This is a genomic window from Leptospira tipperaryensis (assembly GCF_001729245.1).
Taxonomy (GTDB): Bacteria; Spirochaetota; Leptospiria; order Leptospirales; family Leptospiraceae; genus Leptospira; species Leptospira tipperaryensis.
Genome location: NZ_CP015217.1, coordinates 1213926 through 1228049, shown reverse-complemented (window position 1 = coordinate 1228049; position 14124 = coordinate 1213926). Strand labels below are relative to the sequence as shown.

At 42.8% G+C, this 14124-nt stretch carries 18 protein-coding genes; 2 read left to right on the top strand and 16 right to left on the bottom strand.

What is annotated here, in order from left to right; translation table 11 throughout:
- Positions 1-16: 16 nt before the first annotated feature.
- Entirely contained in the window at positions 17-895 is an 879-nt protein-coding gene (locus A0128_RS05895) for an alpha/beta fold hydrolase (protein ID WP_069606656.1), read from the top strand.
- Positions 896-1201: 306 nt separating this feature from the next.
- Here A0128_RS05895 and A0128_RS05890 read toward each other — a convergent pair whose 3' ends face one another.
- From A0128_RS05890 to A0128_RS05815, 16 genes are all read right to left on the bottom strand, one after another.
- Positions 1202-2011 (bottom strand): hypothetical protein, encoded by an 810-nt coding sequence (locus A0128_RS05890; protein ID WP_069606655.1) that lies wholly within the window; start codon positions 2009-2011, stop codon positions 1202-1204.
- Entirely contained in the window at positions 2008-2841 is an 834-nt protein-coding gene (locus tag A0128_RS05885) for a hypothetical protein (protein ID WP_069606654.1), read from the bottom strand. The genes A0128_RS05890 and A0128_RS05885 overlap by 4 nt, the downstream gene beginning before the upstream one ends.
- A 147-nt stretch (positions 2842-2988) precedes the next feature.
- Positions 2989-3963: a phage tail protein gene (locus A0128_RS05880; RefSeq protein WP_069606653.1), complete on the bottom strand. Its 975-nt coding sequence runs from the start codon at positions 3961-3963 to the stop codon at positions 2989-2991.
- Positions 3960-5174 carry a baseplate J/gp47 family protein gene (locus A0128_RS05875; protein WP_069606652.1) on the bottom strand — a complete coding sequence of 405 codons (1215 nt, stop codon included), beginning with the start codon at positions 5172-5174 and terminating at the stop codon, positions 3960-3962. Before A0128_RS05875 ends, A0128_RS05880 begins: the two co-directional genes overlap by 4 nt.
- Complete coding sequence (locus A0128_RS05870; protein WP_069606651.1) at positions 5174-5518, bottom strand: contractile injection system sheath initiator; 345 nt, start codon at positions 5516-5518, stop codon at positions 5174-5176. The genes A0128_RS05875 and A0128_RS05870 overlap by 1 nt, the downstream gene beginning before the upstream one ends.
- The gene (locus tag A0128_RS05865) at positions 5515-6198 is read right to left on the bottom strand and encodes a Gp138 family membrane-puncturing spike protein (RefSeq protein ID WP_069606650.1); all 684 of its coding nucleotides are present in this window, start codon (positions 6196-6198) and stop codon (positions 5515-5517) included. Before A0128_RS05865 ends, A0128_RS05870 begins: the two co-directional genes overlap by 4 nt.
- On the bottom strand, positions 6195-7013 hold the full coding sequence (locus A0128_RS05860; protein WP_069606649.1) for a phage protein: 819 nt from the start codon (positions 7011-7013) through the stop codon (positions 6195-6197). The genes A0128_RS05865 and A0128_RS05860 overlap by 4 nt, the downstream gene beginning before the upstream one ends.
- Entirely contained in the window at positions 7010-7348 is a 339-nt protein-coding gene (locus tag A0128_RS05855) for a phage baseplate plug family protein (protein ID WP_069606648.1), read from the bottom strand. Before A0128_RS05855 ends, A0128_RS05860 begins: the two co-directional genes overlap by 4 nt.
- Before the next feature lie 16 nt (positions 7349-7364).
- On the bottom strand, positions 7365-7979 hold the full coding sequence (locus A0128_RS05850) for a phage baseplate protein (protein WP_069609151.1): 615 nt from the start codon (positions 7977-7979) through the stop codon (positions 7365-7367).
- Complete coding sequence (locus A0128_RS05845; RefSeq protein ID WP_069606647.1) at positions 7979-9790, bottom strand: LIC12611 family phage tail protein; 1812 nt, start codon at positions 9788-9790, stop codon at positions 7979-7981. The genes A0128_RS05850 and A0128_RS05845 overlap by 1 nt, the downstream gene beginning before the upstream one ends.
- A 43-nt stretch (positions 9791-9833) precedes the next feature.
- The gene (locus A0128_RS05840) at positions 9834-10052 is read right to left on the bottom strand and encodes a hypothetical protein (RefSeq protein ID WP_069606646.1); all 219 of its coding nucleotides are present in this window, start codon (positions 10050-10052) and stop codon (positions 9834-9836) included.
- 43 nt (positions 10053-10095) lie between these two features.
- The gene (locus tag A0128_RS05835) at positions 10096-10485 is read right to left on the bottom strand and encodes an LIC_12613 family protein (RefSeq protein ID WP_156781779.1); all 390 of its coding nucleotides are present in this window, start codon (positions 10483-10485) and stop codon (positions 10096-10098) included.
- Positions 10482-10892: a phage structural protein gene (locus A0128_RS05830; protein WP_069606645.1), complete on the bottom strand. Its 411-nt coding sequence runs from the start codon at positions 10890-10892 to the stop codon at positions 10482-10484. Before A0128_RS05830 ends, A0128_RS05835 begins: the two co-directional genes overlap by 4 nt.
- 11 nt (positions 10893-10903) lie before the next feature.
- Positions 10904-12283 (bottom strand): DUF3383 family protein, encoded by a 1380-nt coding sequence (locus A0128_RS05825; RefSeq protein ID WP_069606644.1) that lies wholly within the window; start codon positions 12281-12283, stop codon positions 10904-10906.
- Entirely contained in the window at positions 12280-12804 is a 525-nt protein-coding gene (locus A0128_RS05820) for a phage neck terminator protein (RefSeq protein WP_069606643.1), read from the bottom strand. Before A0128_RS05820 ends, A0128_RS05825 begins: the two co-directional genes overlap by 4 nt.
- A 459-nt stretch (positions 12805-13263) precedes the next feature.
- Positions 13264-13626: a MerR family transcriptional regulator gene (locus A0128_RS05815; protein WP_069606642.1), complete on the bottom strand. Its 363-nt coding sequence runs from the start codon at positions 13624-13626 to the stop codon at positions 13264-13266.
- A gap of 196 nt (positions 13627-13822) precedes the next feature.
- On the opposite strand from A0128_RS05815, the gene A0128_RS05810 reads away from it, so the two are divergent.
- On the top strand, positions 13823-14074 hold the full coding sequence (locus A0128_RS05810; protein WP_069606641.1) for a hypothetical protein: 252 nt from the start codon (positions 13823-13825) through the stop codon (positions 14072-14074).
- The last annotated feature ends 50 nt before the right edge of the window (positions 14075-14124 follow it).

The window sequence follows — 14124 nt, the reverse complement described above, 5'->3', positions numbered from 1 at the left end:
TCGGTAAGAACTTTCCATGACACTTCCTCTTTTTCGCTTTAACATAATCCTTCTTTTCGTGTTCGTTGTTTTATCTTCGTGTAGAATTCCGGAAGATCTAGAGAAAAAACCGGAAGAAAGTTTACAACAATTAAAAGAAGAAGGAGCCGATCCTCGAGAAATCCAACTTTTGGCGGAAGGAATACAGATTTACGGAGTCGCAAGCGGTTGTGGATCAGAAAATCAGAATATTATAATATTTATCCACGGTTCTCCCGGCGGATGGCAGAATTATTCCTGGTATCTAGGAGACAAAGTTCTCACTTCTTCCTTTTGTATTCTTTCCATAGATAGACCCGGATTTGGAAAATCAAACGCTGAGCTCAGTATTCCCGATGTCGAAAGGCAGGCTTCCATTCTAGCTAAGGCCATTCTCGAATTTCAAAAATCGATCTCTGCGACCGGCAAAGGAAAAATTATCTTAGTAGGACATTCCTATGGAGGTCCAATTGCAGCAAGAATCGCCTCTTTGCGTGATTTAAAAATCGACGGACTTCTACTTTTAGCGGCCCCCCTCAGCGCGGATGCCGAAGAGATTCAGTGGTACAATCGAATCGCGGATTGGGGATGGGTCAAAAGCTTACTTCCGTCGGAGATCAATCACAGTAACGCCGAAATGCTTCCGCTCAAAAAACAACTTTTAGAGCTCGAATCTTTTTGGAAAAACATTCGTTGCAAAACGATTATCATCCACGGAAAAAAAGATTCCCTCGTTCCTTATCAAAATTTAGAATTCTTTCAGACTCAACTTTCAAACACACTTCTCAAAACGATTTCTTTGGAAGACGAAAATCATTTCATCCCTTGGACACAAAAAGATTTAATACGAAAGACACTTTTAGAATTCCTTTTATGATTTTTTTTTAATTTTCAGATGATACTTAAATCCATAAAGAGAATGTAAGATTTCAAAATAAGTTTGTCCCATTCAAGAAATCATATCGGTCCGAATCATAAATAGAGGCATTTTATACAGAAACCACAAATTGGAGCCGATTAAAAACATTCTCCTTTCGAACTTAAGCGATGAATAAGCAAGAATTTATTGGTGAAAATATTTATAAATCAGAATATTTTAATAATCCATTGATCGAGCCGTCCCGTTGCGTGCGCCCTCCCCTAAGATAGGCGCGCGCAACTGAATACTACTTCAGTTCTATTCTCAATCCCATCCAGAATTTATGTCGATTTCTTGGAGTTCCTCTATCGAAGTGACTGCATTCATCTTGGCTTTGAATTCCCTTACCTTTTGAAGCAAATACACCTTTCGATTCATACCATCAGCCAAGACTTGGCGAATTTGAGATGGAGTGTGGACTCTAAGATCTTCCATCGCGGAGAGATCTTCCATCGCGGAGAGATCTTCCATCGCGGAGAGATCTTCCATCGCGGAGAGATCTTCCATCGCGGAGAGATCTTCCATCGCGGAGAGATCTTTGCATTTAAAGTAAACATTCGTTTCCAAAGATGCGGCGCCGAGTAAGTTGAGCTGATCGTCTCGATCGAAGCTATAAAGATGCAAAGAGCCCAATGCACCGGATGTCAAACTCGCTACGATCTTCGTTTCGCAGATTCGATTGACTCGATCGATCGTTTCTTTCCTTTTTTGATCAAGATCCAACTTCCATCCTGAGTTTGTATAGATCTGATGAGGAATTTGATTTCCTTCTCCATCGTGAAGAGGTCTTTCCTCGGTTTCATTTTCCGAATCGATATCATCATTCCAGTCATGAAGAACTCTTTCCTGTCCCGTTGTCTTGCGATAGACTGACTTCGGTTGAAAATTTTTGGCGACTCCTTCCACTATTGGCGCTTGAAAAATATCCTGAATCTGCGGGTTGTAATTTACCGCGTAAACAATTTCATGTTGATCCGGATCGAACTGATACCAAACGTCCTTTCCACTTAATCTCTGAGAATCTGAGTTTATCCAGACAACTTTGCTACTTTCTTTTTCTATAATATAGTTCATGCGACCCTCACTTTATATTTTACTGCGACGTACGCGGGAGTTGTTTCACTTCCAAGACGAGGGCTGCCATTAGTCCCGTCGTTAGAAGGAATTTGAGGCCCTCCAGTTCCAATACTTCCACCAGGAGTAATTGCTGATCCACCATTACTCACTGCTTGAATAACAAATCCTTGTAGTTGGTCCTGTCCCTCGAATCCGATTGCACCCGCATCATAATTCGCTCCGGCAGCCTTAGTCCTTGTTCCATGAACTCCAGCACCTCTTGCAAAAATCCCTCTTCGATCCGGTAGGTTGTATGTCGTAGCACCATCTCCAAATCCGTATTCTGTATTTACGATCATCTCTCCCGTCTGCGAAGACGTAAGATCTAAAATACTCCCAGTCGGCGTGGATGAAATCTGAAAATCATTTGCAGTTGGGTTCCTCACATAGTATTTTGTAAGGGCAGTAACTCCTCCTCCGGTAAATGCAAACTTAACCAACTTCCCTTCCAAAAGACCGTGTGCAGTTACGCTGACTCGGTCTGTAGAAGGTGCGATACCGCTTACGTTTCGGTGAATCAGATTCCAGAGCACCGAATATGTAGTTCTCGAAATCGCTTGTGCATTCGCCTCTTTAAATAGGGACACGTTTGCTTGATCCAAATTGTCTTCTATAATACCACCAAGCGGAACTTGAGCTCCGGAAAGATTTAAATCCGTCTGATCAATCCGATCTTTTAGATATTGGTCGTTCGCATATTGTCGATCAATCTCATCGTCAAGTAAATCCCCGTCCGCCGGGGTGTTTTTCGTCCAAGTTCTTGTTTTCGTCGCGTTGAATACTGCCATCGTCACTCCTTAAAATCCATTCCAATATTATAAAATTTCATATATTTATAGCGATTGTTAACCGCCAAAGACCACATCAAACAATCCCTCAATCTTCTTGAAGTCTGCAATCCGATAAAACATGTTCCTCCCAATTCGATATGGAAATCATAAGAACTCTTCCTTGATGACAAAATCATAAACAATCAAATTGTCCTTCGGTTTGGAAGGAAATGTTTTGAGGAACATCAGATTTCCGTCGTTGTCAAATAAGCCGAGTTCATTGATAGAGGCTCCAATCGCTTCCGATTGTTTGATCGTAACTTTAAAGTTCCTCGTCCCGTCTGGGTTGTCTTGAATTTCGACTAACTTTCTAAGAATTTCATTTTGTAACCCGGTATCGCTAGGCAGAGGAACCCGAGGCTCCCCTGAAACCAGCCCTCCGATTCCAAATGCAATCTCATAGGGTAAAATTCTAATATTAGAATCTTCAAATAGAGTAAATCCATTGAATACCCAGGTTCCATCTAAGAATGAAGTTCTAATTGCCGAACCATACAAACGACCAAACAAGGTAGAGGTCTCGAAACGATAGTTGATGATCGCATTCACTCCGCCTGCACGAATCTGTGCGATGGCTTTGTTGAATTCGGGAGTTACCACGACAGTATCCGTTGATCCGGAAAAGATCACTCGAATCGTCGCCGGTCTTTTCGTGTTGCCGGAAAGAGGAAATTCTCCATTTAAGGTTAAGGAGCCGTCGAGCAATTCAGGAACTCCTCCATAACAGAGTTCTTGAATTTCATATAAGGTTCCTGTGCCGGCCAGAATTTGAGATCCAATTTCATTCATAGAATGAATATCGCCCTTAGATTTTCTTTTTTGTCTCGCGATCGAGAGAAAAATTCGATAACGGAAATCATCCATTCCCTCTCTTGATTGTTTTAAATTTTTTCCAATCAAGTCGAGAAGCGCGCCCTCTTGAACTCGAAAATCGGTGATTCCTCGTATCGACTCCAAGACCGTACGGGCTTCGTTTAACAATTCTATTTCAGCGTTCCATCGCTTCCCGATCTGAGACTCCGAAGCGCGCGTAAAAAGTGAGGAAGGATATTTTTGTAGAACTACTTCTAATTCTGTCATACAAAATTTACCTGAATGTTTGCAGTAATTAACTTCGCTCTCTGACGACTATTCATAGAAAGTTCGTCTAACGTTGCTGGAGCGGACAAACCTACCTTCGCAGACATCGATTTGATTCCTAAAACCTTAATGGATTCGTATTCACTCAATCCGCTCTGAGCGGCGATAAGCTTCCAAGCAAATACGTCCGCGCCCGTTCCGTCTCCCTTAAAAGTTTTTGAAATCGTATTGATCGTGTCCACTCCGCCTATTACCTTGATACAATTTGTTTTCACGACGGATTCGGACCCAGGAACCCAAAGAGCTAAGTCTTGAACGATATCGATCTTTACATAGATAGTTACATCGGTCGGCCGATTGAAATAATAAGTTCTAGCAACTCCTTTGCTATCGATGACCGTCGTATTAACGGATCCGAAGGATTCGATACCACCCGGCCAATTTCTTAGAAAAGCTTCTCCAATTTCTTCCGAACTACCGCCTTCAATCACAGCCTCCATAGAATGCGGCGGCCTCCCGTCGATATCAGCAAAATCGGTATTGTTCTCATAAATTACAGCGCTCAATACCGCTTCGATCTGATTCAAAACTCCTTGAACATTCGCAGCAGATGAACCTCCGTTGACTCCCTCAGCCATAAAACGATTTAAATATTCAAGATCGGTTTCAATCGTTCTTCCTCCTCTCGCGGGTTCGAGATTAATCACCGAATCAACTCCTGCAATCGCAGTATTGATCGTATTAATGGTGTTAGCTGCCACATTCCCGTTGATCCCATAATCGATACTCAGCGCCTGGGCATTCAAAATTACGAAGCCACCCGCAATCGTCCCCGATTCTATAGAAATAAACTGGTATCCGTTTCCGGTCTGGCAAATTGTGCCGACCTCTATAAAGGATCCATCCAAACCCGAAAATTTTAATGCGACGATCGATCGTTTCGCGGGCTGACGTTCCGCTCCTAAAGGATTGAGTACCCGATCCAACGAAACACCTCTTGCAGTATGCGCAAAGTTAGAATAGAATACGGATTCGGCCAACTGATGGATCAGATCCAATTCATCGGCAAGAATCCTCATCCGAATGCCGTCCTCACTCAAAATCGACAAATCGATATCTTGACCAAGATTTGTTTTATATTTCTCTTCCAAGTCGGAAAAAATCTGATCTTTAGTCTTACGAATAAAACCTTGTTCTGTCACTCCAGCCATTATATTTCCTCCACGACGGTTCCAAATTTAGTATTTGCAGAATATTGAATGTATATTTTTCGGCTTGAATCGTTCGTCTCTATCACTTCAATTTTTTCGATCGAGATCGTTTCCGGATCCTTTAAAAGGATTTTCTTAATTTCAATCACTACCCTCTCCCTTGGAATTTTTGTGGAAAAAATCGTAAACCAATCCATCCCGGTCAGAGGTTCATAAACGGATTCTCCGAGGGACAATCGAATCGCGTGTTTGATTCTTTGGGCATAGTATTCTAAATCTTCCAAGACTACGGACCGCCCTTTCACTTTTACGATGTCCCCGTTCTCAATTTTAAAACCCTTCATCCTATTTTTACCTTCTTTGAAAGAATCTGATCCACTTCACCCTTTCTCAAATTGAGTTGAGTTACGACCGCGGCGGCCAAGCCTGAAGGAACGCCCGGATTTGCGTTCGTCGTAAAGGAAGCGGCGTTGTTTATAAAAACGTCCAAGATTAGTTTTATCAACTGCGCAAGCGTATCTCCTAACACCGCCGCTTCGGAGAGATCGATCAAACCGCCTTGAATTTTAATCGTATCGTCTTCGAATTGAATAAAAGATTTTCCTTCTTTGTTACCGATCAGCAAACCGGGACGATTCGCGGTCACAGCGGGTAAATCCTCATCACCTTTGTATCCGCAGACGACACATGCGCTCTGTAGATCGAATAACGAATCCGAAACCAAAGAACTGACTCCTCTTACCGCATCCGACGTATCGTATGTGGAAAAAGAAATCCAAACATTATCTCCACGTTTGTAATCGGGCTTTATGTAAAAATCACCGGCCCACAATGTTCCCACTCGAATGTTTGAAAGAATGGGGAATAATTTTTCCTCTCCGGATCCGTCTTTTTGTTTAAACGGAATTTTAACGTTAGCCGTCATATCATTCGGATTAAAAGAATCTACAATTCCCGGCAGACCAACCTGAACCTTTGAGAGGGAGTTGTTCATCGCCGCAAGAATGACCTCGTCTAAGTTCATAGAGGAACGACCTCCAATTCGGAATAATTTTCAGACTGGAACGTTGAGAACTTATGCTTTCCGCCGACGATTCTGCAATCTCCGTTTAAGTTTCCTCCGTGAATCGAGATGACCATGTTCTGCTTAAACTTATGTCGAAACAGACTTGTTATCTTCCAAGTTTTTTGACCTTGTTCCGGAATCCCGATCAGACCGGAGGTGTTATCCAAAAAGAGGACGCCTGGTCTTTGCTTAGGTTTTAGAGAATCAATGTGCAAAAGGCCGTCTTGAAACCAATATTGAGATTTTGTAAGCTCGCAGAATTTCTTAATAGAATCGCCTAACGATCTGTTTGCGCTAAAGCTGATCACCTTGTTTTCACCGAGAACAATTTTTCCGGGCTTAACGTTTCCTCTTTCTAAGATATCTAAAATCACGCTCATAGCCGGAAGTTTACTATATGTTTTCATTATATAAGAACGAGACCAAGAACCTGCATTTGCATTGATCTGAAATTCTAAAATTCGATTCGCTCCATCCTGTTTGAGTTTAGGACGAATGACATTCCCGGAAGCAACCAAGCCGTTTTCATCCTTATAACCCGCGTTTAAAAAAACGCTTGGGTATTGAAAACCGGCCTCTTGCGATTTTGCTCCAACCAAAGTCATCGTGTCCTCGTTGACGTTATACATCGTCACCGTTGTAAGATTCAAGGGACTCAACTCCGATTCAAATTCGATATCGAACGGAGGATAAGTAAATTCCTTGGCGATTCCACCTTTCGGAAGAATCTCAAGGGACACCACTCTACCGAAAAGTTTAGGATTTCCGCTCATTCTTCACCTTCTATGTAGATCTGAACTTTGGCTCCGAGAGTTTGCGGATTCACCGGGATCTCGACAAATTCTTCACGATATAGATCATCGATGTCCAAGGGTTTGAGCGAGACGGAAACAGGAAATTCGTCCACCACGACATGATTCAAAGGAATCCCGTAGATCAAACAGGAGGAGAACAAGTCTATTCCGTCTTGATCTCTCACAAGAACAGTTACAAAGTCCCCGACCTGGTTGTATGTAAATTCGAATTCAAATTCTTTCGATCCGATCTGATATGTATTTCGAATCGGAAGAGAATCGACATCGACTGGTAAATATCTAAATATTGGCATATTCTAATAACCTATTTTACTTTTGTTTTGCCGGATTAGGATTACTCGACTTATTGACTTCTTGGGTCGACTTTTTACCGCCCGATTTCACAGCTTTTACATCTCTTGTCTTCGCCTCCGCAACCAGAATCGGAACGATCGAGAGGTTGATGGGAACGTCGTTTCCATTCTCCTTTGATTCAGAAAATGTAATATCTCCGAGAAGTAGATTCGGAATTTCGTCCACCGATCTTCCGAGATATCTTTGATCGGGATCATCCGGTTCCACAAAACGAAAAAAGGAGGGAAGCATCGATAATATCCGGTTGATAATACCTCCCGTCCCATAACCCAATAAGGTCAAAAACGTTCCACTCGTTTGCCAACGGATCAACGTATCGAGTTTCTCATCCACTGACATTCTTGAAAGGGTCAGGACGGAAGAAGACGAGGATAAAAGAGCGCTTAACGTAATTCCCCTTTGTCCGGGAATAACATAATCCGCGATTGAAGCTTTCCCTTTCTCTCTCTCGATGGGATGCCCCGTAACCTCCGCAGGATAGGAATACTGGATATCAAAGGAAACGTTCATTTCCACTTCCGTATCTCCGTCTGTGAGTGCGATTGTATCTCTACTCGTTAACGTTCCCATCATGCAGCTCCTTCCGGGGATAGTCCGGATTGAAGACCGATCCTCAGCGCAATCTTCTCAAGTTCTTTTTCTAAGTAGGCGCCGAACATCTGAGCGTCCTTTTGAGTGGATCCGGAGCCTAACGTCACGTTGGCGATATTGACGGAAATTCCTTTGCCGCTTCCGGCCTTGGATCCGCCCAAGATGCCCAAATCTTTTACCGCAACGATATTATCATCCGGATGAAATTGAATGACTTTTCCGTGTTTGGTGATAATGGCATCTTGCACCGTCGTCGGAGGTTCTTTGATTTCAGGAGCGATTCCTAAAAATTTTAAAACACCCGCAGGAACCATGTCGCTTATCAATTGGCGGATTTTTGGTCCGAGGTCGCTGAAGAATTGAAAGATGCCGTCCTTGAACGAACGAACCGTATCCATCAGGTTATCAAACTTAGCTTTGATGAGACCGAAGACGTCGAGAAAATCTCCTATGACGGATTTTCCTCCTTTCATCCATTTAAAGAGATCTCGAATAATCAGGACAATGCCGCCTAACACAACTGCAACGACGACTCCAATCGCGATAAATGGAAGCCAAGGAGCGATCGCCGCCCATCCGGCCGTAGCCATACCGATCAAAGCAGGAATCATGGAAGCAAATGTAAACCCGGAAGTAATTAACATGTTCACTCCCACGGCGATTAGCGCCGCGACAATGCCGCTTAACACACTCCCCAAAACGATACACGCGACCTCCAGTCTATCGGCGGCCTCTTCGCCTTCGGTAAAATATTCAAATAGATCCACAAAAAGATTTAAAATAGGATTGAGTGCGTCCAGGATCAAAAGACCGAACTTCTCTTTCAAATTTTGTATCGTTCCGCTGAATCGATCTAAAATCGCCGAAGTGGTCCTTACGTGTTGTCCATAAGAATTTTGTAATTTACTATTTTCATTCAACGCTGAGGAAATCAACTTTTCCCTTGCGATTCTTTTGTCGGCGGCCGACATGCCGGATTGATTGATCCGATTGAATTCTTGAGAATAATCCGAAAACAAAGCTCCGTTCTTTTTTAAAAATTCTCCATTGCCGTCGTTGATCGCCTCAAAAGCTTCCTTCATGGAAGAGGATAGATCGTTTCCTGCGAGTCTGGATGTTTTCTGAAGACCGGAAAGATTTTTCGAAATAAAGTCTACCGAGGCTCCGGCTTTGATCGCTTGATTTGCGGCTTCGGTCAGATCATTTTGAGTCGCCAAACCTTTGGAACTGCGAATCGTATTCTCAATCGAGGATTGAAGTCCTGGATATGCGGATCCGGAAAGGGTTTTTAGAACTTCATTCTGTTTTTCTAATGCGATTCCCGCCTCCAAAAAGGGTCCGATTACTGTCTTAAAGGCGAAGGACCCGATCGAAGAAAGAGTTTTGAGAGAGGCCGAGGCGAAAGCCGCGATTTTGCTCGTTGCGTTCAATTGAAAGTTTAACTTGGCGACGTCTTTTTCCGTAAAACCGGCGGCCTTCGCAACGTTGAAAAATTCTTTTTCAAGTTGAGGATTCCCTTTCGTACTCGCATACAATTTTCGAAGAGAACCTTCCGTTGTTCCTAATCTTTCGGAAAGAAGAGCCAAACCGGACATTCCTCGAATCGAATCCGCCATAGAGCTACCCAAAGATTCCCAAGCCTTAATTCCCGATTCGGAGATGAAATTTGTTGAATCGGAAAATTCTTTTAGCTTAGAACGCAAATCTTCCAATTCTTTTCGAATGCCCGAAAAGGGATCGTCCGGATCCACGCCGATTTTAATCGTTATGTTCAATTCTCTTGCAGCCATATTCTTAATCTTTCCCCAACCTTATCATATTCTTTTCAAAAACTCAAAGACTCGAGCCTTGAATCAGCCTCGCTAAGAATTTCAATTCTTCCGCCTTCTCTTCGGCTTCTCTTTTCTTTCTACGATCCACTACTTCCATCATCTTCATATAGAGGACGGTGGAGGCATTTTCGAGTTCTTTACTCGTAAAATGCGCTACACCGAGGATGAAGGGTTTCCAAAAAAAGAGTTCGCGGTCCACTTCTTCATCGATCCACTTCATCCATTCTTCGGCGGCCGGAGCCTCGTCAAATTCAGGAAATCGACTATTCCAACTCCCACTTAAGAAATCGATTCGCTAAATGCAGCCACACCTCCACGTGGTTCGGCTCAATGACGTCTAACGTAGGTTCGAAACTGTGCCCTACACCCTTCACACAAAACTTAAAGAACTTATCCAAGAGTTTATCTTGATTGAGTCCTTCCGTTAGAGAAATCGATTCCTGTCTCCAACGAAGAGCCTTACGATTCCCCGGATGTTGAAGTTTGTATTTCCGTCCGTCTACGAAATGAATCTGAGCAACTCTTGCGTCGTCATCCACTGTCTCCAAAATCGGTTCGCTTGGAGAAACCGAAACATCCGATTCCGAAACGATCGTTTTACCGGAAGCTTTTTCCTTATTTGTAGAATCGAGTTGAGTAGTCTCGTTGATCATGCTGTCAAAACTCCTTTGTAATCAGGAAGTAGAAAGACCCAAGAACGATCTTTGTATTCCTTACCTCTTTCGATGTTTGGTCTTTCCCAAACTCTTCCTTGCGCCGAGAATCCGAGCATCCCGCCGTCGCTCTTATCTTTCATGGTAAACACGCAAGGAAGTCGACCTTCTCCCAATGCGAAAAAGAATTCGTTCTCGGGAGAATCACCCAAAAGGGTGATCGTGAGTTTAACTCTTCCGTCGTAGATCTCGGAGATATTCCAATCTCCTTTGATGCCAACTTGCGAAAGGATGTATTCTTTTGTTACCGGTTCGATTTTAAAATACCCGTCCGCTTGACTCATCCCGGACACGTCGCGTCCGTTGCAGTTAACGTTTAATTTCTTTGGATCCCAAATGCCATTCATTCCATTACTCCTTAGGTTAGTTCGCCGTCGATATCCACTTCGTTGATAGCTCCTCTCAAACGGCATGAGAAGGTGATGTTCGGAAGGATTCGATTGTTTCGATCGTTGGTTGGGATTTCATCGATCGTTTCCGGCAAGTTGATTTTGTATTGATAGTCGCCGAGATCAGATCGTGTTTTATCGGTTTCCGTTTCCACGGGAGCGATGATCCCTTGAACTCCGGCTTGCGCAAATACCTCGCGCATTCTGGACTCGATCATCTGAATTCCTTGAATCGTATAAGGAACAACGTCCGAATTTAGAAAGAGACTTGTGATGTTTTCTTTCAAACGAGCTTTCAACCAGGCGCGATTTTCCACAACATCCGCATAAACCTGGCCCGTGGAAATTCCGGGATAAGGAACTTGTTTGCCGCCGAAGTCCACGATCAAATTACCGTTATCCGCAAAGATGGAACTCACCTGTGAGTTGCTGTATCCCGAGTTTTCAACGCCGTCTAACGGAAGATAGGCGTAGTTATAGGAACCGACTCTTCGAGGGGAAGAATTTCCAACCCACGCCGCTTCAGGAAAAGAATTCGGATTCTTATGAAGCATGATGTATTCCCAGATGGAATTTCTCCCGGTCAACGTAGTGGGGTCGTCCGTGCATCCAAAAAACATCTTTTCGATCGAAGCGAGATAGTCACCTAACGCGTGTAATTCAGTTTTGTCGTGAGTGGTCGCGGTGGTTTTAAACCAAGCGTCCTTTCCTCCGTTTCTAAGATCCGAAATTTCGACCGAAGCATTGGACCAAGAGGTTAACAAAAAGACGGCGATGGTCTTAGGTCTCGGAGTTTGTCTGAAAGCGTTCAATGCTTGCAGATATTCTTTATCCGTTGAAATAAAACCGAGTTCTAAAAGATCGTCGGTCGAAGTGATCTCCATATAACGTTCGTAATTCAAGGGGGCTTGAGCAAAAGACGAAACGACACCTGAGCCTGCACTTGCGACTTCGACGACGTCCACGATCTTGGTTGCGCCGGCGATATTGGAAACCGCTTCCGCCGCAAGTTTGATCTGATGCGCAGTCGAAGTAGCCAAACCGGAAGCATCCGTAGCTACGTTAACCGTAATTACATAGGGATCGTTTGAAGTTCCGGTACCGCTACGAACTACGCTTAGGGCCGTATTGTTACCTGCGACAACGTAAATCACTTGGATGAAAACGACTCCGTTCGTTGCGGATTTCCAAATGAGCCCTGCGGAACCGTTCGAGACTTGTAGAGAATAGGTCGGAGCTTTGATTCCAAGAATCAAAGGTAGTCCGAACCCCATTTGAGAGACCGGTGTATTTCTAAGAAATAGATTGATACTGATCGGTTCTATTTTTGAGATTGTTTGTGCGCTCATGCTTCCTCCTGAAATTCAACCGTTGGTGCGCTTGCAGTTGATTCGCCTTGTTTTTCACTGTATTTCCTCGATTTCAAAAGGAGATCGAACCCGGCCTTGTATTCGTAGACGTTTGCATCCGTTAAAACGGTTTTGTCTTGAACGCTTATCGAAACTACATCCGGTGTTGCTCCGAATTTTTCGCATTCGATCAACCCGTCTAAAGAATCAAACCAATCCATCGCTTTTTCACAGAGGTCCCAGCACGTGGCGATAGAATCGTCGTGCAAAAAGGAAACGCTGATTAAAGTTTTTTGATTCTTGCGGCTGATCTCTTTAAAACTTTCCGAATCGATTTTTTGAATCCATTTGGATGCGTTTTTAGAAGAATCTTGAGTCAATTCGAGAACCTTATAGGTTCCGTACGGATAGACGGGAGAAGTCACAATCTGATCCGCCAAAATCATTGAAATCGGAGGATCCGGTTTTAGAATTTCCAAGACCATCTTGTTCATTACGGATTCAATATATTCAAATTTCATAAAATACGAATACTTCCTTGGTGAGGAGGAACATCCAAATCGGATTTCTCCCATTCACTGCGGTGAGTTTACAACGGATAAGATTGAAATTCTACGTCTGAAATGAACGCAATCGGACGAAATTTCCTATCGGTCCCAGATACGAACGAGATATCGTAATTTAAAATTTGAGAATTCTTAAAATAGAATTCGGATAAGATGCGAAAAGAAAGAATAAGAGAACTAATAGATATAAATCAGTTGAGGCTAACAATTCCAGCCTCAATAAATCATATAGGAATATTAATAATTTATAATGACATTTAAAAAAGAAGAATCGAAAGTATTGAGAACAAATTCTAAAATAAAACAGATCGCAAGAAGGAAGTTCTTATTTTGTTAGTCAAGGCTTGGCGAAGGAATCAAAAAACCAAACCTCTGAAAGGATATCTTTTGATAAAAGACAAAGAGAAAAAAGATCTATAGATCCTCTTCGACTTCCACGAAATGATTTCTAAAAAATTCTTCCACGCCGATTCTGGAATACAAGACGCTTCCGTCTCGGAGTCTCCAAAACTTACCGAGCAAACCTTCTCTTCTGTAATCGCCGACTCTTCGGATGGTCCTTTTTAAAAGAGCGGCCACCTCTTTCGGAGTCATCGTGTCTTTTGGATCTTTTGGGACCGCCGGATCCGAAGGAAGACCTTGATACGTTCTACCGGATTTCAAATTCTGATTCAAAGAGGTTTTATAAAGGGACCCATCTTGAGCATAACCCGTAATCGTCTTTGTTTTATTTTCCTGAGAAATGTTTTGATCTTTGTTTTCCCTTTTCTGAAGCATGACCCTAACGAAAGAATGAATTCGATTTTGTCAAGTCCGAACGTATATTCAAAGTTTTTGAACTAAATTTCAGAGAAACTCTAAATACAAAAGGGACCACGTTTTAGAAAAAAAATCTGCAACCAAGTTTTTTGTCAGGGGTGTCGGTTAATATAGATCCTCAGAAGAAAAGAGATCACATCAGGAGCAAGAAAGAATGGCGAACACAACAAAACGAGATCGAATCCGAATTCGATTTCTCTGTGATCAAGTTGGAAGTCTCAAAGAAAAGGGTTTAAATGCGATCACGACGTTTGATCGATGTTGGGAAAAAATTCCAGATCCGTTGATACAAAAACTTAACGCAGAAGAATTATCGCTCTATATTCAGAGACATCTTCTTCCGAACGAAATTCTAAACGCAAATCGAGAAAGAGAAAAAAATGAATACGATTCCAAATCGGCATAGACTTAAAAACTGATAAAAACGCGCCCAAGGTTAAGGGCAAAAAAAATCCC